Origin of the sequence: Phycicoccus sp. HDW14, from assembly GCF_011383005.1 — a bacterium.
In the GTDB taxonomy this organism is placed as follows: Bacteria; Actinomycetota; Actinomycetes; order Actinomycetales; family Dermatophilaceae; genus Phycicoccus.
This window is the reverse complement of sequence record NZ_CP049935.1, coordinates 3,833,194-3,854,351: the sequence shown is the minus strand read 5'-3', so window position 1 is coordinate 3,854,351 and position 21,158 is coordinate 3,833,194. Positions and strand designations below refer to the sequence as shown.

Genomic DNA, 21,158 nt, shown 5'->3' with positions numbered 1-21,158 from the left:
ACAGGCTGACCCCCGGCGCTTCACGTGACCCCGGTCACATCCAGGCGCCGCGGTGCCCATCGGCCGCGACGCCGCCCCGGAGAACCGACGCGCGGCCCCGGTCGTGCACCGCAGGGAGACCTCATGTCCAGACCACCCCGGATGCTCGCCGCCCTCGGCGCGGCGAGCGCACTGCTGCTCCTCCTGCCCCCGGTCAGCGCCTCGGCGCACCGCGGGCACCCGACCCCGACGCCCGTCGTCCTCGCCGACTCGCTCGCCGCCCCTTCAACCTCGAGCTGTCGCACGGCTCGGTCTACCTCGCCGACGGCGGCCTCGGCATCGTCGGGAAGCTGAAGCGCGACGGCACGGTCGCCACCATCGCCGACGAGCAGCCCGGCGCCTCGGGTGTGGCCCGCTCCCACGACGGCCGGCGCCTCGCGTGGACGACCACGGTGACCGACGAGGCGACGTTCGAGAACTCCGAGAGCGGCCTGACCATCAGCGGCCCGCGGAAGCGGACGGTCTACGCCGACACCCACGCGTATGAGGTCGCGCACAACCCCGACGCGGTCAACCACTACGGCGTCACGAACCCGAGCCAGTGCGTCGTCGACGCGTTCGCGGCCGCGGGCTTCCCCGTCGACTACCAGGGCGCCGTCGACTCGCACGCCTACTCGGTCACGGCCTACCGCGGGTCCTGGGTCGTCGCCGACGCCGGGTCGAACACGCTGTGGCGCATCGGGAACGACGGCTCCGTCAGCACCCTGGCCGTGCTCCCGCCGCAGCCGGTCACGCTGACCGCCGAGATGGTCGCGGCCCTCGGGCTGCCCTCGTGCGTCGCCGGGGTCACCTACGCCTTCGAGCCGGTGCCCACCGACGTCGAGGTCGGCACGGACGGCTGGCTCTACGTGACGACGCTGCCGGGTGGCCCCGAGTCGCCCGTGCTCGGCCCGCGAGGCGCGGTCTACAAGGTCAACCCGTGGACCGGGACGTCGCACAAGCTCGCCGGCGGCTTCCTCGGGGCGACCAACCTCGCGCTCGGCTCGCACGGCGAGGTCTACGTCGCCGAGCTGTTCGCCGGGCAGGTGTCGGTGGTCCGACACGGTCGGGTGACGCCGTACGTCAGCCTGCCGGGCGTCGTCGCGGTCGAGTCCGACCGGCACGGCGACCTCTGGGCCGCCACCCTCGGCAACGAGGACCCACCGGCCCCGGGGACTATCGTCCGGATCAGCGGTGGACGCACCCACTGGGAGGGCACGGTCCGTCGCTGACCGGCCGGGAGGGCGCGGACGGGGTCCGCGCCCTCCACCCCCGGGTGCCCGGGTCCCCCGTCCGTCGCGGATGATGGATGCCCGACCCGGACCCGGAAGGCCCCGATGACCCCCCGCACGCTGTTCCCCGCCCTCGCCCGCGCCGAGGCGGTGACGTGGGCGCTGCTCCTGCTGGGGATGGTGCTCAAGTACGTCACGCGCACGACGGCGCTCGGCGTCTCGGTGTTCGGGCTGGTGCACGGCGTGGTCTTCCTCGCCTACGTGCTCGTCACGGTCCTCGTCTGGGTCGACCAGCGGTGGTCGTGGCGCCTCGGCCTGGTGGCGCTCGCAGCCGCCCTGCCGCCGTTCGCGACGGTCTGGGCCGAGCGCCGGGTCGAGCGCGCCGACGCCCTGGGCCACACCTGGCGCCTGGCGCCGGGCGGCGAGGCCCCCCGGCACGTCGGCGAGCACGTGCTCGCGCGCGCCCTGGCCCGGCCGGTGCTCGCGGCGGTGGTCGGTGGGGCGCTCGTGCTGCTCGTGACGGCCGCGCTGCTCGTCATCGGGCCGCCGTCCCCGCCGGGTTCCGGCGCCTGACGGCCCTCGCCCCGGCGGCCGGCCTCAGGGGCGGACGAGCCAGAGCCAGTGGGTCGAGCCCGCGAGCGCGCTGACGAGTGCGCCGACGATGGCCGACACGAGGATGGCGACGAAGAGGCCGCGCCACCCGCCCATCCGCGCCGGGGCGCCGAGCGTGCCGGGGCGTGGCGCGGGGCGCAGCTGCTCCCAGACGGCGTAGGCCAGCACCCCGAGGCCGAAGGTCACCCATGCCTGCCAGAACCAGAACCAGCGGGTGCCGCGGGTCGGGGCCGGGCCGATGAGCACCGAGCCGAGGAACATCAGCAGCAGGGGGGCGGCCGCCGAGACCACCCAGTTCTGGCGCCGGTCGAACACGATCGTCGGGTCCTCCAGGCGGTCGGCGGTGGGGACGCCGGCCGTGCGCATCCACTGGGCGACCTCGTGCGGGCCGAGGGCGAGGCCGCTCGGGTCGAGCACCCGCACCGGGGCGAACCACCCGTCGGTCCAGTAGGCGATGGCCGGGCTGCCGGGCGCCGAGAAGGCATCGTCGACGGAGGCGTCGATGCTCGGGACGGTGACGGCGAAGTCGACGCCGCGGCTCCAGGACGAGCCCTCGTCGGAGGTGTCGAGCTGGACTACTTGCCACGTGACGACGCGTCCCGCAGCGAGGTCGGCCTCGAGCCGGTCGGGCGTGACGAGGCGGGTCTGGGTGACGAGGGTCAGCACGAGCCAGGCCACCCAGAGCGCGACCATCACCGTCCCGAAGACCCGGTCGCTGCGCCTCGGGTCCCACCGGCCGTCCGGGCCCGGCGTCCACCGCCCGCGCGGCACCGCCGTCAGGCTCCCCGTGGCCACCGTGCCCCGTCGCTCATGCGCCGATGCTGGCAGGACGGGGCCGGACTGTCGAGAGGTGCTGCGGGAGCTCGCAGCGGCGGGTCGGGCCGGGCGGCCGATTTCAGGTGGGGCGGGCCGCTCGGGTAGCCTCCTCGGCGGAGGATTCGCATAGTGGCCTAGTGCGCACGATTGGAAATCGTGTTGGGATAAAACCCTCGGGGGTTCAAATCCCCCATCCTCCGCCACATGACAGCGCCCCCTCGCTCCGCGAGGGGGCGCTGTCATGTGCCGGAGTGGGGGATGCCGGCGGGTCCCACGCTCTGCGTGGGCGCCGGAGCGCACGGGCGACGAAGGAGCCCGGACGCGACGGCGGAGTCCCCCATCCTCCGCGCCGCTGGCACCCGGAACCTCCCGCGGGTGGCTCCCGGAACCTCCCGCGGCACGCACGAACATCCCGGTGGCGGGGGAACATCCGGGAGCTTGCGACCCGCCGGTCGCTCGACAGCCAAGTCCCCATCCTCCGCACCATCCCGATCCGCAGACGCGGGAGTGATCCGCACACGCTCCGGGGGAGCGGATGACTGCTGGGTGTGCGGACGCGGGCGGCGGAGTCCCCCATCCTCCGCCGGGAGCCCGTCGAAGGTACAGAACACGCCGTACGACGGCCGGCGCACACGGCGTGTTCTGTACCTTCGACGGGTGGGCCCTGGCGGAGCCGGTGTGCTCAGGCCAGGGGGAGGCGGTGGCCGACGCGCGTGGCCTCGTCGTGCACCTCGACGAGGCGCTGCTCCTCCGGCCCGGGCACCGGACCCGAGGCGCTGATGAGCCGGCAGGTCGCGTACTCGGGCACCCGGGCCTCGTACTCGTCGACCCAGCGCAGCCAGCGCCGCTCCTCGACGTCGTCGGCACACGGCCAGCGGGCGTCGAGGGCGCGCACGCCGACGCGGAACGGCTTCGGGGTCAGCCGCGCCCGGTAGCTGTCGTGGGTGGCGCACAGCTCGACGTAGAGCGGGTCGCTGCCGAGCTCGGTGAGCAGCTGTCGCGCGCGGTCGGACGACGGCGGCGCGTCGGCCCCGGTGACGAGGACGCGCAGCCCGGCCGCGGTGCGGTACACCCGGACCCCGAGCTCGGGTGGCGCCGCCCGAACTCCCAGACCGGTTCTGCCGCAAGGCACTCCGCGACCGACGGCGTCTCGGGGCCGGTCGCCGCGACCCGGACGCCCGACGGGTCCGTGGGGTCCGCCGGGTACGCCTCGTACCCGGTGTCGGGTGCGGGCGGCGGGCTCGGGGCCGACGGCGCGTCGAGCCCCGCGGCGTCCTCGCCACCGGAACCCGTCGGCATCGGGTCCGGGCGCCCGAGGAAGACCCGCCGCAGGAACGACCCCCGGCCGCGCGACCGGCGGGCCGGCGCCGGCGACGCCTCACCCGGAGCGGGGACGTCGTCCGCCAGCTCGGGCACGTCGACGTCGGCGATGAACAGGACGTCGGTGCACAGGACCTCGCAGCCCATCCGGTTGCGGGTCTGCACCCCGACGCGGCGGCCGTCGTCGGCCTCGACCTCCTCGAGCACCGGCTCGCGCAGCGGCGTCCGGGGGTAGTACCCGTGGCCCGGCGCCAGGCGACCTTCGCGCTCGATCCGGGCCAGGGTCTCGGCGAGTCGCTGCTCGCCGACCCGCCGGGCGTCCTCGTCGGACTGGGTGGACCACCCCCACACCGAGATCGGGGCGCCGGCGCGACCCAGCCGCGGGGCGTACCCCTCGACCTTCACCCAGTGCTGCGGCAGCTCCATGCGCGGAGTCTGTCAGGCCTCGGAGCCGCCGACGTGCACGTACTCGGGGTGCCGGGGCAGGCCCCCCGTCCCGTGCAGCAGCGACGCGAGGACCAGGGCCCCGTCGAGGGCGCCGCCGACCGAGCGGGTCACCGACGCCCCGGCCCCGTGCACCACGTCGTCGAGCGCGGCCCGCACGGCGTCGGCCCGGAACAGCCCACCGGTCACGACGAGGCGCGGATGCTCCAGCCCGGCGGCCGCGGCAAGGAGGGACTGCCCGAGCGAGCGGCCCGCGGCCACGCAGATGCCCGCCGCGACGTCGTCGCCCGCAGCGGCGGCCGCGGTGACCAGCGGCGCGACCGACGCCAGCGCCTCGGGGGCGTCGGCCCCGGTCATCACCCGCCGCGGCCACGACTCGGCCGGACCGAGCAGGTCCTCGGTCGTGCGCAGCAGGCCGTCCGACCCGCCGTCGACGCCGTCCCGGGCCCGCAGCGCGGCGCGCAGGCCCTCGAGCCCGACCCAGGCCGCCGACCCGCGGTCGCCGAGGACGTGGCCCCAGCCGTCGACCCGCGTCCAGTGGTCGGTGAAGTCCGAGCCGAAGGCGACGGCACCGGTCCCCGCCGCCACGACGGCCCCCGGCACGACCTCGCCGAGGGCCCCGACGAGGCTGGCGACCGCGTCGCTGACCACCGCCGTCCGGCGCGCACCCACCGAGCGGCCCACCGCGAGCAGCACGTCGGCGGGGTCGGCGAGGAAGAGCAGGCCCCGGGTCGACCAGCACACGGCGTCCGGACGGTCGACGCCCTCGGCGTCGAGCAGTGCCCGGGCGTCGGCGGCCAGCGCCGCGACGTCGAGCCCCGCCGCCCCGACCCGCGCTCCGGGCGCGCTCCGCGGCGGCCCGCCGACACCGTCACGGCAGACCCGCAGCCGCAGGCCGCTGCCGCCGACGTCGACGGCCACGAGGGTGCTCACCCGGGCGAGCCGATCACTTCGACATGCCCGCGGTCAAGCCGGCGACGATCTGCCGGGTCGCCACGAGGAACAGCGCGATGAGGGGCAGCGTCGTGATGACCAGCCCCGCGAAGACCGCCGAGTAGTTCGTCGCGTTCTCGCCGAAGAACTGGGTGAGGCCGACGGGCAGCGTGTACTTCGAGTCGTCGCGCAGCAGCACGAGCGGGAAGAGGAAGTCGTTCCAGATCGGGACGAACCGGAAGACGGCCACCGTCGCCAGCGCCGGGCGGACGAGCGGCACCATGATCCGCCAGAAGGTCTGCCACGGGCTCGCGCCGTCGAGCGTCGCCGCCTCCTCGAGCTCCTCGGGCAGCTGCCGGAAGAACGTCGTCAGCACGAAGATCGAGAAGGGCACGCCCGAGGCCCCGTAGAGCAGCGCCAGGCCCATCCGGGAGTCGACGAGACCGACCCCGTCGAAGAGGTAGAAGATCGGCAGGATCGCGAGGTGGATGGGCAGCATCAGCCCGGAGAGGAAGAGCGACTCCAGCCACCGGAAGATGCGCGAGCGTCCTCGGGCCAGCGCGTACGCGGCCATCGTCGAGACCGTCGTCGAGAGCACGACGGCCCCCAGCGTCACGAGCAGGCTGTTGCCGAAGTACGTCGCGAAGTTGCCTGTCGTCCAAGCCTCCCGGTACGCGTCGAAGGACAGCGGCCACGGCGCGCCGAGCGGGTTCGAGATGAGGTCGCCGTTGCTGCGGAAGGAGCTGCTGAGCATGAGCAGCAACGGCACGAGCGCGAACGCGGCGTAGACCCACAGCAGGACGCTCGCCGTCCGCCCGCCGACCGGCGTGGCCCGGCCCCGGGTGGCACCGCGCCGCGGGGGACGCGGGCCCGACCCGGTGCCGCCGGACCCGGCGAGGGTCGGGTCGGCGTCGACGGCCGGCTCGTCGGCGGTGCCGATGCCGGCGGAGACGACGCTCACGAGGTGATCCTCTTCTCGTGCCGGCGCAGCACCGCGGTCGCGGCGTACGCCCCTCCGAAGATCACGACGAAGAGCAGCGTCGCCAGCGCCGAGGAGGTGCCGATGGCGTCGGGCGCCCCGGAGTCGAAGGCCGTCCGGTAGAAGAGCAGCGAGATGAAGTCGGTCGAGCCGGCGGGGTTGCCGGTCGAGCCGCCGAACGCGTACGGCAGCGCGAAGGCCTCCATCGCGAAGATGAAGGTGAGGACGCTGACGGTGCCGATGGCCGGCACGAGCAGCGGGAGGGTCACCCGCCGGAAGGTCTGGAGGTTCGAGGCACCGTCGACGCGGGCGGCCTCGCTCAGCTCCTCCGGCACCCCGCCGAGCGCGGCCCCGTAGAGCAGCACGGGGAACCCGATCCACTGCCACACGCTGACGAGGATGACGACCCAGAGCGCGGTGTCGGGGTCGCCCAGCCAGGGCAGCGCCCACGACTCGAGCCCGACCTTCGTGAGGAGGGTGTTGACCGGCCCGAAGGTCGGCGAGAGCAGCAGCGTCCAGAGGTACCCGATGACGATGGGGCTGACGAGGTAGGGCATCGCGTAGAGCGTCTGCAGGGCCCGGCGGGTGCGGGCGCGTCGGTGCAGGAGGAAGGCGACGGTGAGCCCGATCGTGTTCTGCACCAGCATCGTCCCGACGAAGAACAGCACGTTGTGCAGCAGCGCGCGGGGCAGGTCGGTGGTGAACGGCGCCCGGGTGAGCAGCGCGCTGAAGTTCTCCAGCCCCGCCCAGCCGCCGCGGGCCGTGCCCTGCCACTCGTAGAAGGCGTACGAGAAGGCGGTGACCATCGGGTAGAGGACGAACACCCCGAAGAGCGCGAGGGCCGGGGTGACGAAGAGGAGTCCGGTGCGTCGGTTCATGGCTTCCGGGTGGGGTGGGGGGGGGTGGGGACCGGCTCACCCGGCGGCCGGGCCTCGTGGGCTCCGGCCGCCGGGGTGGTCGGGGTGGTTCAGCTCGTGGGCTTGAACCAGGTCATCACACCGGTGTTCAGCTCGGTGCTGACGGTCTTGGCGTCCTTGCTGCCGAGGAAGAGCTCCTGGGCGCCCTTGCCGAGCAGGTCGGTGCCGGTGGGGCTGCCGTAGCGGAAGTCCGTGAGCAGGAGGTAGGGCGACCCGGTCTTGTCGTAGTCGTCGGCCACCTGCTTGAGCACCGGGTCGGAGTACGTGACACCCGGGACGGCCGAGATCTGCTTGACCTCGTCGGCGACGAGCTGCCCGAACTCCGGGGTGGCCATCCACTGCACCAGCTCGGTGGCGGCCTCCTGGTGCGGCGACTTGCTGTTGACGGCGAAGTTGCCGTCGGCCCAGCCCGCCGTCGTGCCGGTGGCCCCGCTCGGTGCCCCGCTGGGCGGCGGCACCTGCATGACGCCGACCTCGAGGTCGGGGTTGCCCTTCTGGAGGGTCGCGAGGTCGTAGGACCCGCCCGGGTACATCGCGGCCTTGCCGGAGGTGAAGAGGGTCATCGCGTCGGTGACGGCCACGCCGGTGACGCTCTTCGGCATGTACTTCTCGAGCTGCTTGAGCACCTCGACGGACGCGACGAAGTCGGGGTCGGTGAAGTCCTTCTGTCCCGTCGTCACCGCCTTCTGGAAGTCCGTGCCGCCGAAGCGGGACCCGGCGAGGACCTCGTGGACGATCGGCAGGGTCCAGTCGTCCTTGGCGCCGACGGCCAGCGGGGTGATGCCCTTCTTCAGGAAGGTGTCGTTCGCGGCGATGAACTGGTCCCACGTGGTCGGGACCTGGATGCCGTTGTCGGAGAACAGCTTCTTGTTGTAGAAGAGCACCGTGGCCTGACGGGCGAGCGGCACCGAGTAGAGCTTGCCGTCGGTCTTGCCCTTGGCGCTCGCGACGACGTTCTCGTCCCACGACGACAGGTCGACCTTGCCGTCGAGCGGCACGAGCGACCCGGAGGCGACGGTGCCCTGCAGCTGGCCGTAGGAGCGCACCTGCGGCACGTCCGGCCCGTCCTTGCCGGCGAGGCCGGTGGCGAGGATCTTGTTGTACTCGGTGGCCTTGAACGGCTTGAAGTCGACGGTGACGCCCGGGTGGGCCTTCTCGTAGACGTCGAAGATCTTCTCGTACGCGGCCTTGTCCTCGACGCGCCACGACCACACGGTGAGGGTCGTGCCGTCACCGCCGCCGTCACCGCCCGAGGACGACGAGGGCGCGCACGCGGCGAGGGCGAGGGCGCCGGCGCCGAGCGCGAGGGCGATCCGGCTCCGGGAGCTTCGGGTGGTCATGCGTGATCTCCTGTCGGGACGTGGGCCAGGGGCCTGGGGGTGCTGCTGTCGTCGGGGTCGGTGCGGCCGGGGGGCGCGGCGGGCAGGCCGCTGACGGCGGTGAGCGCGCGGGCCACGGAGCCGCCGTGGGCGTCGAGGGCGGCCCGGGCGGTGGGGGCGTCGACACCGGCCAGCAGGGTGACGAGCGCGGGCTTGAGCTCGCCGCCGGCGGCCTCGAGGGCGGCCCGCGCCTCGGCCTCGTCGGCACCGGTCGCCTCGCGCAGGATGCGCACGATGCGCCCGCGCAGCTTCGCGTTCGTCGCGACGACGTCGACCATGAGGTTGGACCAGGTGCGACCGAGGCGGATCATCACCGCGGTCGAGAAGGCGTTGAGCACGAGCTTCTGCGCCGTGCCGGCCTTGAGCCGCGTCGAGCCGGTGATCACCTCGGGGCCGGTGTCGACGGCGAGCAGGTGGTCGGCGAGGGCGGCGAGCTCGGGGTGCGGGTTGGCCGTGACGAGGGCCGTGACGGCCCCGCGCTCACGGGCCAGGGCCAGGGCGCCGGCGACGTAGGGCGTGCGACCGGACGCGGTGAGGCCGACCACGACGTCGCCCCCGCCCACGACGTCGAGGTCGACCCTCCCCCGGTCGGCGTCGTCCTCGACGTTCTCGACCGCCCGCAGCAGCGCCTCGGCGCCCCCGGCGTGGTGGGCGACGACGAGCCCGGGCGGGGCGTTGAAGGTGGGGAGCAGCTCGGCGGCGTCGAGGACGGCCAGCCGTCCCGAGGTGCCCGCGCCGACGTAGTGCACGGTGCCGCCGGCCCGGATGGCCGCGACGGCGGACTCGACGAGGGCGGCCAGCGCGGGGAGGACCTCGGCCACGGCCGGGGCGACGAGCGCGTCCTCGGCGTTGAGCAGCCGGAGCACGTCGAGGGTGCCGAGGGCGTCGATGCCCACGGTGCCGGGGTGTCGCTCCTCGGTGGGGGCGATGACGGTGGCCTCGGTGCTCACCCGGACGATGTTACTTTCCTCCGCCCGAGTCCGCAATCCCGTGAATCAGTAACGCATGTGGTGCCCGGCGACGGCCTGGCGGGTGGCCTCGACGGCCGAGCGGGCGCGGGCGAGGTCGTGCTGCGCCACGGTGATGTAGAGGCAGTCGACGACCGTGAGGGCCGCGATCCGGCTCGCCGTCGCCCCCGAGCGCAGGCTCGACTCACGGGCCGCGGTGGCCAGGACGTGGTCGGCGACCTCGGCCAGCCGCGAGACGGGGAAGTTCGTGATGGCCACGGTGGTCGCGCCCCGGGTGCGCGCCAGCTCGAGGGCCTCGACCGTCTCCTTGGTCGTGCCCGAGTGCGAGATGCCGATGGCGACGTCGCCGGGCCCGAGCAGCGTCGCGCTCGTCAGGGCGATGTGGGGGTCGCTCCAGCAGAACGTCATCGAGCCGATGCGGTGCAGCTTCTGCTGGAGGTCCATCCCGACGAGCGCACTGGCGGCGATGCCGTAGACGTCGACCCGCGTGGCCTTCGAGATGGCCTCGGCCGCCGCCGCGAGGGCGCCGCGGTCGAGGGTCTGGGCGGTCTCGTCGACGGCGCTGGCGTCGGCGTGGGCGACCTTGGCGATGACGTCGTCGACGGAGTCGCCGTCGCTGATGTCGCTCGTGGGCGCCGTCGTCGGGCGACCACCCGTGGAGGCCTCGGCGAGGGCGAGCCGCAGCTGTGGGTAGCCCCGCAGGCCGAGCCGCTTGCAGAAGCGCAGCACGGTGGTCTCGGACGTCGTCGCCGCGACCGCGAGCTCGCTGATGGTCAGCCCTGCCGCGGCCCGGGGGTTCGCGAGGACCTGCTCCGCGACGCGGTCCTCGGCCGGTGAGAGCGAGGGACGGACGCCGCGGAGCCGGACGAGGAGCGAGGGGGCGCCGTCGAGCGGCTGGCTGGCCATGCGCACAACCTAGGTCCCCCGGTGCACGACGCTCCACCCGCGGGTCCCGAAGGCGTCGGCGTGGCGCTCTCCGTCGAGCAGCACCCGGTGGCCCGCGGTGGCCCGCACGCCGTCGACGAGGACCCCGCGCCCGAGGTACTGGGCGTCGGTCGTCATCCGCCAGCGCAGGAGCAGGTCGCCCCCCGGGAGCGTGGCCCGGGCCTGGGCCCAGCGCCGCTCGTGGTAGCCCGAGACGGTGCCGTCGGTGTGCGTCGTGGTCCCCCGCTCGCGCAGGTCGAAGGGCAGCGGCGCCCACGTGGCGCCGCCGTCGGCCGAGGTCTCGAGGGTGAGGACGTCGGTGTCCTCGGTGTCGACGAACAGGTCGAACCCGAGGCGTCCGCCGCCGGCCGGCACGGTGACCGGTGCGGTGAGCGTGGCCGTCGAGGCGTCGGCGTGGCCCGACTCCCAGGCGGTGCGCCCGCGGCGCGGGTCGACCGGCATCGCGAGGGCCAGCCCGCGCGCCCACTCGCGGCGGGCCTGGTTGTTGCTGCCCCAGTCGCGCGAGGGGTGCACCCGGTTGGTCAGCAGGACCGCGAAGGACCGGGAGTCGAAGTCGATGACGATGGAGGTGCCGGTGTAGCCCGTGTGGCCGGCCGTCCGTGGCCCGGAGAGGCCGTCCATGTACCAGCGCTGGTCGAGCTCGAAGCCGAGGCCGTGGGCGTCACCCGGGAAGGCCTCGGTGAAGTTCGTGACCAGCAGCTCGACGCTCTTCGTCGCGAGGATGCGGTGGCCGCGGTAGGTGCCGCCGTTGAGCAGCGCCTGGGCGAGGACGCCGAGGTCGTCGGCGGTGGAGAACACGCCCGCGTGCCCGGCGACGCCCCCGAGCGACCAGGCGTTCTCGTCGTGCACCTCCCCCCACACGAGCCCGCGCGGCGGGGCGGTCTGGAACTCCGTGGCCGCCGTGCGCTGCTTGTCGGTGGGGTTGTAGCCGGTGTCGCGCATGCCGAGCGGTGCGGTGATGCGGTCGTGGACCAGGCGGTCGAGGGTCTTGCCGGTGAGCCGCTCGGCCATCACGCCGAGGGTGATGAGGTTGAGGTCGCTGTAGAGGTAGGTCGAGCCGGGGGCGTTGGTCGGCGGCTGGTCCATGACGGCCTTGATGCGCGAGGCCTTGTCGGGGTACTTCGACCACAGCGGCAGCCAGGACGTGAAGCCCGACGTGTGGGTCAGCAGCTGCCGGACGGTCACCGCCTCCTTGCCGTTCGCGGCGAACTCCGGGAGGTAGGTGGCGACCGGGGCGTCGAGGCGGACCTTCCCCTGCTCGACGAGCTGCACGGTGACGAGCGAGGTGAAGAGCTTGCTGACCGAGGCGAGGTCGAAGACGGTGTCCTCGCGCATGGGGACCCACTGGTCGCGGGGCAGCTCGGTCGTGGCGTCCTTCCAGCGCGAGGCCCAGCCGCTGGCGTGCCTCGCGACGACCGCGCCGTCGTGACCCATGACCCCGACCGCGCCGCCGTACATCGGGTGGCCGCCGGGTGCCGGCGCCTCCTCGTGGGACGCGATGAGCCGCCCGGCCTCCGCGATGGGGCCGGGTCGAGCCCGACCTTCTGTGGTGCGCGGTCGCGCAGGACGGTACTGGCGGGCATGAACCCCTTCTCGGGTCGGTCGAAGTCGTTGGCGCTCGCGGGCGAGGCGGTGACGACGGAGGCGGCCAGCACCCCCGAGGACGCGAGCACGGCCCAGGCCCGGCGTCGCGTGCCGCGAGCGGTCGCCCGGCTCACCGGCGGCCGCCGCGGTAGAGGAGGTACTGCTTCCGCCGGCGGTCGAAGGCGGCGAGCTCGGCCTTCCACGCGCCGACCACCTCGTCGGCGGAGGCGCCCGCGTCGACCATCTCGCGCAGGCGCGGGGAGCCGGTCAGCTTGTCGACCCAGTAGGGCCGCGCCGGGTCGTAGCTGTCCTTGCGCCAGGCGAACTCGCCGTACAGCGCCTTGGCGGCGACGAGCATCTCGGCGCCGAGGCGCGGGCCGTCGAGCCGGCCGGGCTCGGTGACGTGCACCTGGACCCCGCCGCAGACGACGCCGACGTGCTTGTTGACGACCGGGTTGAAGTACGCCTCGCGGAACTCGACCCCGGGCACGTCACGGGCCTGGAGCCGCTCGGCCCAGCGGTGGTCGACGAACGGTGCGCCGATGAGCTCGAAGGGCGCCGTCGTGCCCCGCCCCTCGGAGAGGTTGGTGCCCTCGAAGAGGCAGGTGCCGGGGTAGACGAGCGCCGTGTTCGGCGTCGGCATATTCGGGCTGGGCAGCACCCACGTGAGGCCGGTGTCGGCGAACACGGTGTCGCGCTTCCAGCCGGACACCTGGACGACCTCGAGCCGGTCGCCGAGGGTCCTGCCCTCCTCGGCCTCGAGGAACTCGCCGTCGAAGAAGCGGGCCAGCTCGCCGACGGTCATGCCGTGGGCCTGGACGATCTCCTTGGCGCCGACGCCCGTGGTGAAGGCCGTCGTCATCATCGGGCCGCGGGCGGTGCCGCCGATCGGGTTCGGCCGGTCGAGGACGACGAAGGACGCACCGGCGCGCAGGGCGGCCCGCATCGCCGTGTACATCGTCCAGATGTAGGTGTAGAACCGGGCGCCGACGTCCTGGATGTCGAAGACGACGGTGTCGACGCCGGCCTCGCGCACCATCCGGGTCAGCGAGTCGGCGGTCGCGCCGTACGCGTCGTAGACGGTGACGCCGGTGCGCGGGTCGGTGTAGGTCTCCTCGGCGTCGCCGGCCTGCGCGGTGCCGCGGAAGCCGTGCTCGGGCCCGAAGACCGCACGCAGGTCGACGGCGCCGGAGTCGTGCATCTCGTCGACGATGCTGTGGAGGTTGCGCAGGATGCCGGTCGGGTTGGTGACCACCCCCACCTTCCGGCCGCGCAGGACCTTCCAGTGGTCGGCGGCCGCGCGGTCGGCGCCGGGGAGGACACCCTTCTCGTGGCCGTGCCCGGAGGGGCTCGCGGAGGCGGGGGCGGCGGCCCCCGCCGTGGCGGCGGTGGCACCGAGGGCGGTGGCCGCGAAGAGGGTGCGTCGGTCCAGCGAGGTCATGCGGTGTCTCCTGGGTCTCGGGGTGGGCGGCGTCAGTAGCGGAGGCCGAAGCCGAACGGGTAGAGGACGGTCGCCGGGTCGCCGGCGGCCGGGATGTCGACGGGCAGCTTGCCGGTGGGCTGCACCGCGCCGGCGATGACCCGGGCCGCGGCCTGGAGGGCCACGGGGCTGTAGCTGTAGGTCGCGAGGTAGGTCTCGGTGTCGCCGAGGTAGGCGATGTCGTACGGGTCGCGGGTGGCGACGACGACGACCGGGACGCCGGTGGCGCGCAGGGCGGCGACCAGCTTCTGCTGTCCGGCCTTCTTGTCGGTGACCGTGGTGTCCCAGGCCTTCATCGTCGTGACGACGACCGCGTCGCGCCCGGCGGCCGCGGCGACGGCGGCGGCCACCTGTGCGTCGGTGGGCGCGGCACCGGTCGTGAGCACCGTGGTCCTCGCGCCCTGGGCGGTGAGGCCGTCGGCCAGCGTCTTCGTCGTCGTGTCGCCGTACCCGGTGACCAGGAGGTTCTTGCCGGCGGTCCTCATCGGGAGGACGCCGTCGTCGTTGCGGACCAGGGTGGTCGTGCGGTTCGACACCGCGTCGGCCACGGCGAGGTGTGCGGCGGTGCCGACGACGCGGTCGACGTGGCGCGGGTCGGACCACGGGCGCTGCACGACGCCGCGCTCGGCCTTGAGGGTGAGGACGCGGCGGACCTTGGCATCGAGGTCGCGCCGGCTGATCCGGCCGGACTCGACGGCCGCGACGACGGCCTCGAAGGCCTTCGGCAGCGCCGGGCTCATGAGCAGCTGGTCGGCGCCGGCGGCCAGGGCGCGGACGGCGACCTCCTCGTCGCCGTACGTGTCGCGCACGCCCTGCATCTCGAGGGAGTCGGTGATGATGACGCCCTCGAACCCGAGCTCCTCGCGGAGCAGGCCGGTGAGGATCGGCCGACTGAGGGTCGCGGGGTCGCCGCTGTCGTCGAGCGCCGGGAAGGAGAGGTGCGCGGTCATCACCATGTCGATGCCGGCCTCGATCGCGGCCCGGAACGGCGGGGCGTCGATGCTCTCCCACTGCTCGCGCGTGTGCGTGATGACGGGGAAGGCGACGTGGCTGTCGGTGGCGGTGTCGCCGTGGCCCGGGAAGTGCTTGGCGGCCGACATCACGCCGCCGTCCCGCTGGTAGCCGGTGACCTGGGCGGCGACCATCTGCGCGGCCAGGGTCGGGTCGGACGAGAACGACCGGGTCCCGATGACCGGGTTGAGCGGGTTGACGTTGGTGTCGGCGTCGGGGGCGAAGTTCGTCGTGACGCCCATCGCGCGCAGCTCCTGGCCGGTGATGGCGGCGGCGCTGCGGGCGTCCTTCGTGCTGCGGCCGGCGCCGAGGGCCATCGACCCCGGGAACTGCGTGGCCGGCGGGCCGATGCGGGTGACGACACCCTGCTCCTGGTCGATGCCGACGGTCAGCGGGATGCGGGCCTTCGTGCGGCGGGTCAGGGCGGCCTTCTGGAGGCCGTTGCTCAGTGCGGTGATCTGGTCGGGGTCCTTGACGCTGTCGGTCCACGCGAAGTAGATGACACCGCCGAGTGCGTACTTCTGGACGACCTCGGCAGGCGTGGCGACGCCGTACAGCGCGGTGTTCTCGGTGCGTGCGGTCGTCGCGGTGTCGCCGTAGACCTGCTGGACGAACAGCTGGCCGACCTTCTCGCGCAACGTCATCCGCGCCAGGGTCGCGGTGACCCAGCCGTGGTGCTGCCCGTGGTGGTGGCCGTGGCCGGGGCGCCGGCCACCGGCGTCGGCGATCGGCACCCCGGCCCCGGCGAGGGCGAGGGCCATCGAGCCGGTGAGGGCGCTGCGGCGGGAGAGGGTCGAGGTCACGGTTCCTCCAGTGCGTAACTTGTTCACGTCGTCGTGCAACACGACGTAACTTAGTCACGCATCGCGGATCCGGCAACGGGAGCCGCCGGTCGAGGTGACAGTGGGCCCCCTCGCGGGTCGGTAACACCTCGAACCCGGGTGGGGTGCGGGGTCGGTCAGGCCCGCCGGTCGCGGTAGCGGCCCGGTGTCACCCCGACGAGCGCCGTGAAGTCGCGCGTGAAGTGCGCCTGGTCGTACCACCCGAAGCGGTGCGCGAGGTCGGTGAGGGTGCCGTCGTAGCCGTCGTCGAGCGCGCTGACGACGTCGTGCATCCGGTAGCGCGCGAGCACCCACTTCGGGCCGACGCCGACGTAGTGGGTGAAGAGCCGCTGGAGGCTGCGGGGCGTCGTGCCGTGCCGGGCGGCGACGTCGGCCACGGTGAGCAGCGAGCGGTCCTCGAGCACGTCGGCGACGATGCCCAGGAGCCCCTCGTACCGGGCGTCCGGACCGGGCGCCGACGCCGCGAGGCCGTGCTCGACCGCCGCCCGCCAGGCCGGGGCGTCCTGCACCAGCACGGGGTCGGCGAGCGCGTCCACCACGTCGTCGGGCAGCAGCCCGCGTGCCGGCACCGACCGGTCGACCCATCCCGACGCCGCCCGCCCGGTGAGCGCGGCCAGCCCGCCGGGCCGGAACCGGACCCCGTGGACCACGCCCTCACCCCGGATCTCGACGTCGAAGCGCCGCGTGCAGACCCCGGTGACGACGACCGACTCACCCTCGGGCACCCCGGCCCGCCGGTGCGTGCCGACCTCGACGGTGAGCGAGCAGGTGGGGTGCGGCAGCACCTCGCTGGCGAACCACCGCCCGGCGGGCAGCGCCCAGGCCAGCCCCCAGTGGTTCTCGACCCACGGCGCGACGGCCGCCCCCGCCGCCGACCGCTCGAGGCGCACGTGGCGCGCGAACTCGTCGGGGCGCAGCACGCCCGCCGTCGAGGCCGTCGCGTTTGTCCTAGCCGGCACCGCGCCAGCCTAGGGACGATGGGTGACACAGCCACCGCTCCCGACGAGAGGACCCCCGACGATGGCCACCGCCACCCTCAAGATGCTCACCCTCGACAGCTCCGACGTCCGCCGCGACTGCGCCTTCTGGTCCGGCGTGCTCGGCTGGGACGTCGCCCACGAGCAGGACGAGTACGCGATGCTCACCGGCCCCGGCGGCATCGCCCTCGGGCTCGGCCTCGTCGAGGACCACGTCGCGCCGGGGTGGCCGAACGAGCACGGCAGCAAGCAGTTCCACCTCGACCTCGCCGTCGACGACCTCGACGCCGCCGCGCAGGAGGTCGTCGGCCTCGGCGGCACGCTGCCCGACGAGCAGCCGGGCGAGACCTGGCGCGTGCTGCTCGACCCGAGCGGCCACCCCTTCTGCCTCACGCAGGCGGCGAACTGGGGCTGAGCGGCCGCACGGCCCCCACAGCCCGCGCCGCTCCCCCGCTCGGCGCACGCGAGCGGCCGTCCACGGAGACGTCGGTCACGACCCGTGGACGGCCGGTGCGCCCGGCCGCGACGATGGCGCCATGAGCACCGGCGCCTACGCAGCGGCCCACGAGCAGTCGATCAGCGACCCCACCGCGTTCTGGGGCGCGGCGGCCTCCGGCATCGAGTGGGTCTCCGAGCCGGAGGCCGTCCTCGACGACTCGAACCCGCCCTTCTACCGCTGGTTCCGCGGCGGCACGCTCAACACCTGCTTCAACGCCCTCGACCGGCACGTGCGCGACGGCCGCGGTGACCAGGCGGCCCTGCACTACGACTCCCCCGTCACCGGGGCGGCCCAGACCTTCACGTACTCCGAGCTGCTCGAGCGGGTGGCGCGCTTCGCCGGGGCCCTGGCCTCCCTCGGCGTCGAGAAGGGCGACCGGGTCATCGTCTACATGCCGATGGTCCCCGAGGCCGTCATCGCCATGCTCGCCTGCGCGCGCATCGGGGCCGTCCACTCGGTCGTCTTCGGGGGCTTCGCTCCCGCCGAGCTCGCGGCCCGCATCGAGGACGCCGAGCCGAAGGTCATCGTCTCCGCGTCGTGCGGCATCGAGCCGAGCCGGGTCGTCGAGTACAAGCCGATGCTCGACGGCGCCCTCGACCGCAGCAGCCACAAGCCCGAGTCGGTCATCGTCCTCCAGCGTCCGCAGGCCCCGGCCGAGGTCGGTGTGCGCGACACCGACTGGGAGGAGATGACCTGGGACGAGGTCGACGCCAACGCCGAGCCGGCCGACTGCGTGCCCGTCGCGGCCACCGACCCGCTCTACGTCCTCTACACCTCCGGCACGACGGGCCGGCCCAAGGGCATCGTGCGCGACAACGGCGGCCACGCGGTCGCGCTGCGCTGGTCCATGGAGAACGTCTACGACATCGGCCCCGGCGACGTGTGGTTCACCGCGTCCGACGTCGGCTGGGTCGTCGGCCACTCCTACATCGTCTACGCGCCGCTGCTCACCGGCGCGACCACCGTTCTCTACGAGGGGAAGCCGGTCGGCACGCCCGACGCCGGTGCGTTCTGGCGGATCATCAGCTCGTACCGGTGCAAGGCGATGTTCACCGCCCCGACGGCCTACCGCGCCATCAAGCGCGAGGACTCCGCCGGTGAGCTGATGGCGCAGTACGACCTCTCCTCGCTCGAGACCGTGTTCCTCGCCGGCGAGCGCCTCGACCCCGACACCTACGAGTGGGCCTCCTCGGTCCTCGGCGTGCCGGTCGTCGACAACTGGTGGCAGACCGAGACCGGATGGCCGATCGCCGCGAACCTGCGTGGGCTGGAACCGATGCCGATCAAGGCCGGCTCGCCGTCGGTACCGGTACCGGGCTACGACGTCCAGGTGCTCGACGAGTCGGCGCAGCCCGTGCCCCCGGCACGGAGGGCGCCATCGCCATCCGGCTGCCGCTGCCGCCGGGCACCCTGCCGACGCTCTGGCAGGACGACGAGCGCTACGTCGCGAGCTACCTGTCGGTCTACGACGGCTACTACCTCACCGGCGACGGCGGGATGGTCGACGAGGACGGCTACGTCTACGTCATGGGCCGCACCGACGACGTGCTCAACGTCGCGGGCCACCGGCTGTCGACCGGCTCCATCGAGGCCGCCCTCGCCGGCCACCCGGCCGTCGCCGAGTGCGCCGTCATCGGGGTCGCCGACGACTTCAAGGGCCAGGTGCCGCGCGGGCTCGTCGTCCTCAAGGGCGGCATCGACGCCGACGCCGACGGCGAGCGCATCCGGGCCGAGCTCGTGCAGCGGGTGCGCGACGAGGTCGGTGCGGTGGCCAGCCTCAAGCAGGTCGACATCGTCGGCGGGTTGCCGAAGACGCGCTCGGGCAAGATCCTCCGCAAGACGATGCGCGAGCTCGCCGACGGCAAGACACCGAACGTGCCCGGCACCATCGAGGACGTCTCGGTGCTCGACGCGCTGGCCGGGGTACTGCGGCCGCAGGGCTGACCGGCTGACGGACCGCGCTGCGGCACAACGGTGTCGCGGGGCAGCATGGGGTCGTGCAGGGCGTCCTCCTGGGATTCGTCACCATCGCCGCCGTCATCGGCCTCGGCGCCCTCGTCGCACACCTCGGGGTCGTCGGCATCGAGGCGCAGATGGTGCTCAGCAAGGTCGCCTTCTTCGTCGCGTCGCCGGCGCTGCTCGTCACGACCCTGGCGCGCACCGACGTCCACGACGTGCTGTCCCGCAACCTCGTCGCCACGGCGGCCGGGGTCGCGGTGGCGGCGGGCCTGTACGTGGTCGTGGCCCGGCGGCGGTGGCGGCGGAGCACGGGCGAGCTCGTCATCGGGGCGCTGGCCTCCTCGTACGTGAACGCCGGCAACCTCGGGCTGCCCGTGGCGGCCTACATGCTCGGCGACGCGGCGTTCGTGGCGCCGACCCTGCTGCTCCAGCTGCTCGTCCTCCAGCCGCTCGCCCTGGCGTTGCTCGACGGCGACGTCCGCGGCACGCGTCCCTCGGTGGGGCAGCTGCTGCGTCGGCCGGTGACCAACCCGCTGACCATCGGCACCCTCGTCGGTGTGGTGCTCTCGGTGACGGGGTGGCGGCTGCCCGAGCTGGTGGAGTCCCCCGTCGAGCTCGTCGGGGCGATGGCCGTCCCGGCGATGCTGCTGGCGTACGGGGTGGCACTGCGGCTCGGGCCGGGCTTCGGGGGCGGGGTGCCGCTCGGGGAGGTCGGGCTGACGTCGGCCCTCAAGCTCGGGGTGCAGCCCCTCGTGGTCTGGGCCGTGGCGCACCTGCTGCTCGGGCTCGACGGGCACCCGCTGCTCGCCGTCGTCGTCTGCTCGGCGCTGCCGACGGCGCAGAACATCTTCGTCCACGCGACCCGCTACCAGCGGGCGACGACGCTGGCGCGCGACACCATCCTCGTGACGACCGTCGGATGCGTGCCCCTCATCGTCGCGCTGACCGCCCTCCTCGGGTGAGGATGGACCCGTGATCTCCGTCGACCTCGCCCGCGACCTCGTCGGCGCCGGCGTGCTGTGGGCGCCGGCGGCCGGTGACCGGTTCGTCATCGACGCCCAGCTGCTCACCGGCGAGGTCTTCTGGATCTCCGACCTGACCGTCGAGGTGCAGACCTACCGCGACCAGTCGCTGCTCGGCTTCAACGGCACCACCGAGTGGGCCCTCGACTCGGTGACCCTCGACCAGGCGCTGTGGCTCCCGCGCGAGGACCAGCTGCGCGAGCTGCTCGGCGACCGGCTCGAGGCCGTCCGCCGCACCGAGGCCGGCTGGGAGGTCACCTACGCGGTGCGGCCGGGGTACGTGCAGAGCGTCACCGACCCCGACATCGAGTGCGCCTACGCGCGCGCCGTCCTGAGCCTCTGATCGGTCGGGAGTCGTTGATGCGCAACCGAACCCGCTCATCCGGGGCCGTCGGGCTGCTCGTCGTCGCGGTCGTCGTGCTGGCCGCGGTGTGGTGGCTGGGGCGCGGGTCGTCCGAGGCCGGTGACCCGTCCGCCGCCCGGCCCGGGACCACGGCATCCTCGTCCTCCGCACCCTCCGCATCCTCCGCGTCCCGGTCCGGGAGCGGCAGCACGACCGACCCGGCATCCGGGCTGCCGACCGTCGCCCGGGCCGACCTGCCGCGCGAGGCCCGCCGCACCCTCGACCTCATCGCGGCCGGCGGACCCTTCCCCTACGAGCGCGACGGTGTCGTGTTCCAGAACCGCGAGCGCATCCTGCCCCCGCAGGCGCGCGGCTGGTACCACGAGTACACCGTGCCGACGCCGGGCGAGGGCGACCGCGGCGCGCGGCGCATCGTCACCGGCCGGGACGGGGTCGCCTACTGGTCGCCCGACCACTACGCGACGTTCAGCGTCGTCGAGGAGGACCCGTGACCACCGTGCTCGGACCCGACACCGAGATAGCCCCGCTCGTCCGCTCGCTGCGGGCCGACGGCCGGGTCGACCTCGTGCCCGCCGGCATCGACAAGGCCGAGACCCTCGCGCGCTTCGGCGAGGCGCTGGGCTTCCCGGACTGGTACGGCCTCAACTACGACGCGATGTTCGACTGCCTGCTCCAGCACGTGCACGGGGTCGACGGGGTGGTGCACCTCGTCTGGGACGGCACCGCCCCGCTGCGCGCCGAGCACCCCGACGTCTACGAGATGGTCCTGCGCATCCTCGGCGACGCCGAGGAGGAGAAGCCGCACCTGCGCGTCACCGTCGTCGACCGCTGACCGCCCCGAACGGCCCCGACCTCAC

At 73.9% G+C, this 21,158-nt stretch carries 21 protein-coding genes, 1 tRNA gene and 1 pseudogene; 10 read left to right on the top strand and 13 right to left on the bottom strand.

Translation table 11 applies throughout. From position 1 onward, the window contains the following. Positions 1–123: 123 nt before the first annotated feature. The 3 genes from G7075_RS21775 to G7075_RS18945 all read left to right on the top strand — a co-directional run bounded on the left by G7075_RS21775 (position 124) and on the right by G7075_RS18945 (position 1,823). The gene (locus tag G7075_RS21775; protein ID WP_240918119.1) at positions 124–333 is read left to right on the top strand and encodes a hypothetical protein; all 210 of its coding nucleotides are present in this window, start codon (positions 124–126) and stop codon (positions 331–333) included. Continuing rightward, on the top strand, positions 276–1,250 hold the full coding sequence (locus G7075_RS18950) for a ScyD/ScyE family protein (RefSeq protein WP_240918083.1): 975 nt from the start codon (positions 276–278) through the stop codon (positions 1,248–1,250). Before G7075_RS21775 ends, G7075_RS18950 begins: the two co-directional genes overlap by 58 nt. Before the next feature lie 105 nt (positions 1,251–1,355). Then, the gene (locus G7075_RS18945) at positions 1,356–1,823 is read left to right on the top strand and encodes a DUF3817 domain-containing protein (protein ID WP_166123991.1); all 468 of its coding nucleotides are present in this window, start codon (positions 1,356–1,358) and stop codon (positions 1,821–1,823) included. Positions 1,824–1,847: 24 nt separating this feature from the next. On the opposite strand, the gene G7075_RS18940 is transcribed toward G7075_RS18945, so the two are convergent. Next, positions 1,848–2,657 (bottom strand): hypothetical protein, encoded by an 810-nt coding sequence (locus G7075_RS18940; RefSeq protein ID WP_166123990.1) that lies wholly within the window; start codon positions 2,655–2,657, stop codon positions 1,848–1,850. Between the two features lie 136 nt (positions 2,658–2,793). On the opposite strand from G7075_RS18940, the gene G7075_RS18935 reads away from it, so the two are divergent. After that, positions 2,794–2,881: transfer RNA gene (locus G7075_RS18935), tRNA-Ser, on the top strand. Between the two features lie 479 nt (positions 2,882–3,360). On the opposite strand, the gene G7075_RS18930 is transcribed toward G7075_RS18935, so the two are convergent. From G7075_RS18930 to G7075_RS18875, 12 genes are all read right to left on the bottom strand, one after another. Then, a complete protein-coding gene (locus G7075_RS18930) occupies positions 3,361–3,573 on the bottom strand; it encodes a hypothetical protein (RefSeq protein WP_166123989.1) in 213 nt (70 codons plus the stop codon). Positions 3,574–3,596: 23 nt separating this feature from the next. Continuing rightward, positions 3,597–4,424 carry a hypothetical protein gene (locus tag G7075_RS18925; RefSeq protein WP_166123988.1) on the bottom strand — a complete coding sequence of 276 codons (828 nt, stop codon included), beginning with the start codon at positions 4,422–4,424 and terminating at the stop codon, positions 3,597–3,599. Positions 4,425–4,436: 12 nt separating this feature from the next. Next, complete coding sequence (locus G7075_RS18920; RefSeq protein ID WP_166123987.1) at positions 4,437–5,375, bottom strand: BadF/BadG/BcrA/BcrD ATPase family protein; 939 nt, start codon at positions 5,373–5,375, stop codon at positions 4,437–4,439. Positions 5,376–5,388: 13 nt separating this feature from the next. Then, the gene (locus G7075_RS18915; protein WP_240917756.1) at positions 5,389–6,336 is read right to left on the bottom strand and encodes a carbohydrate ABC transporter permease; all 948 of its coding nucleotides are present in this window, start codon (positions 6,334–6,336) and stop codon (positions 5,389–5,391) included. Further along, on the bottom strand, positions 6,333–7,232 hold the full coding sequence (locus tag G7075_RS18910; RefSeq protein ID WP_166123986.1) for a carbohydrate ABC transporter permease: 900 nt from the start codon (positions 7,230–7,232) through the stop codon (positions 6,333–6,335). The genes G7075_RS18915 and G7075_RS18910 overlap by 4 nt, the downstream gene beginning before the upstream one ends. A gap of 89 nt (positions 7,233–7,321) precedes the next feature. After that, on the bottom strand, positions 7,322–8,611 hold the full coding sequence (locus tag G7075_RS18905; protein WP_166123985.1) for an extracellular solute-binding protein: 1,290 nt from the start codon (positions 8,609–8,611) through the stop codon (positions 7,322–7,324). Next, positions 8,608–9,600 carry an N-acetylmuramic acid 6-phosphate etherase gene (gene murQ, locus G7075_RS18900; RefSeq protein WP_166123984.1) on the bottom strand — a complete coding sequence of 331 codons (993 nt, stop codon included), beginning with the start codon at positions 9,598–9,600 and terminating at the stop codon, positions 8,608–8,610. Before murQ ends, G7075_RS18905 begins: the two co-directional genes overlap by 4 nt. A gap of 45 nt (positions 9,601–9,645) precedes the next feature. Then, a complete protein-coding gene (locus G7075_RS18895) occupies positions 9,646–10,524 on the bottom strand; it encodes a MurR/RpiR family transcriptional regulator (RefSeq protein WP_166123983.1) in 879 nt (292 codons plus the stop codon). Between the two features lie 9 nt (positions 10,525–10,533). Continuing rightward, a complete protein-coding gene (locus tag G7075_RS18890; protein WP_240917755.1) occupies positions 10,534–11,997 on the bottom strand; it encodes a serine hydrolase in 1,464 nt (487 codons plus the stop codon). A 280-nt stretch (positions 11,998–12,277) separates the two neighbouring features. Next, entirely contained in the window at positions 12,278–13,588 is a 1,311-nt protein-coding gene (locus G7075_RS18885) for an exo-beta-N-acetylmuramidase NamZ domain-containing protein (RefSeq protein WP_166123982.1), read from the bottom strand. A gap of 32 nt (positions 13,589–13,620) precedes the next feature. Continuing rightward, the gene (locus G7075_RS18880; protein WP_240917754.1) at positions 13,621–15,441 is read right to left on the bottom strand and encodes a glycoside hydrolase family 3 protein; all 1,821 of its coding nucleotides are present in this window, start codon (positions 15,439–15,441) and stop codon (positions 13,621–13,623) included. Between the two features lie 155 nt (positions 15,442–15,596). Further along, a complete protein-coding gene (locus G7075_RS18875) occupies positions 15,597–16,439 on the bottom strand; it encodes an AraC family transcriptional regulator (protein WP_166123981.1) in 843 nt (280 codons plus the stop codon). A gap of 61 nt (positions 16,440–16,500) precedes the next feature. On the opposite strand from G7075_RS18875, the gene G7075_RS18870 reads away from it, so the two are divergent. From G7075_RS18870 to G7075_RS18845, 6 genes and pseudogenes are all read left to right on the top strand, one after another. Beyond that, a complete protein-coding gene (locus tag G7075_RS18870; RefSeq protein ID WP_166123980.1) occupies positions 16,501–16,872 on the top strand; it encodes a VOC family protein in 372 nt (123 codons plus the stop codon). 121 nt (positions 16,873–16,993) lie between these two features. Then, positions 16,994–18,900: pseudogene (locus G7075_RS18865) on the top strand (propionyl-CoA synthetase). 53 nt (positions 18,901–18,953) lie between these two features. Further along, positions 18,954–19,877, top strand: a complete 924-nt coding sequence (locus G7075_RS18860) for an AEC family transporter (RefSeq protein ID WP_166123979.1) — start codon at positions 18,954–18,956, stop codon at positions 19,875–19,877. 10 nt (positions 19,878–19,887) lie between these two features. Next, complete coding sequence (locus tag G7075_RS18855; RefSeq protein ID WP_166123978.1) at positions 19,888–20,280, top strand: hypothetical protein; 393 nt, start codon at positions 19,888–19,890, stop codon at positions 20,278–20,280. 17 nt (positions 20,281–20,297) lie between these two features. Further along, on the top strand, positions 20,298–20,792 hold the full coding sequence (locus tag G7075_RS18850; RefSeq protein ID WP_166123977.1) for a ribonuclease domain-containing protein: 495 nt from the start codon (positions 20,298–20,300) through the stop codon (positions 20,790–20,792). Beyond that, the gene (locus G7075_RS18845; RefSeq protein ID WP_166123976.1) at positions 20,789–21,133 is read left to right on the top strand and encodes a barstar family protein; all 345 of its coding nucleotides are present in this window, start codon (positions 20,789–20,791) and stop codon (positions 21,131–21,133) included. Before G7075_RS18850 ends, G7075_RS18845 begins: the two co-directional genes overlap by 4 nt. Positions 21,134–21,158: the final 25 nt, after the last annotated feature.

Excerpts from the sequence above, each read along its gene's own strand:
- G7075_RS18870 (WP_166123980.1), top strand. The coding sequence starts at position 16,501 with ATGGCCACCGCCACCCTCAAGATGCTCACCCTCGACAGCTCCGACGTC.
- G7075_RS18850 (WP_166123977.1), top strand. The coding sequence starts at position 20,298 with ATGCGCAACCGAACCCGCTCATCCGGGGCCGTCGGGCTGCTCGTCGTC.
- G7075_RS18945 (WP_166123991.1), top strand. The coding sequence starts at position 1,356 with ATGACCCCCCGCACGCTGTTCCCCGCCCTCGCCCGCGCCGAGGCGGTG.
- G7075_RS18895 (WP_166123983.1), bottom strand. The coding sequence starts at position 10,524 with ATGGCCAGCCAGCCGCTCGACGGCGCCCCCTCGCTCCTCGTCCGGCTC.
- G7075_RS18905 (WP_166123985.1), bottom strand. The coding sequence starts at position 8,611 with ATGACCACCCGAAGCTCCCGGAGCCGGATCGCCCTCGCGCTCGGCGCC.
- G7075_RS18885 (WP_166123982.1), bottom strand. The coding sequence starts at position 13,588 with ATGACCTCGCTGGACCGACGCACCCTCTTCGCGGCCACCGCCCTCGGT.
- G7075_RS18890 (WP_240917755.1), bottom strand. The coding sequence starts at position 11,997 with ATGGGTCACGACGGCGCGGTCGTCGCGAGGCACGCCAGCGGCTGGGCC.
- G7075_RS18910 (WP_166123986.1), bottom strand. The coding sequence starts at position 7,232 with ATGAACCGACGCACCGGACTCCTCTTCGTCACCCCGGCCCTCGCGCTC.
- G7075_RS21775 (WP_240918119.1), top strand. The coding sequence starts at position 124 with ATGTCCAGACCACCCCGGATGCTCGCCGCCCTCGGCGCGGCGAGCGCA.
- G7075_RS18925 (WP_166123988.1), bottom strand. The coding sequence starts at position 4,424 with ATGGAGCTGCCGCAGCACTGGGTGAAGGTCGAGGGGTACGCCCCGCGG.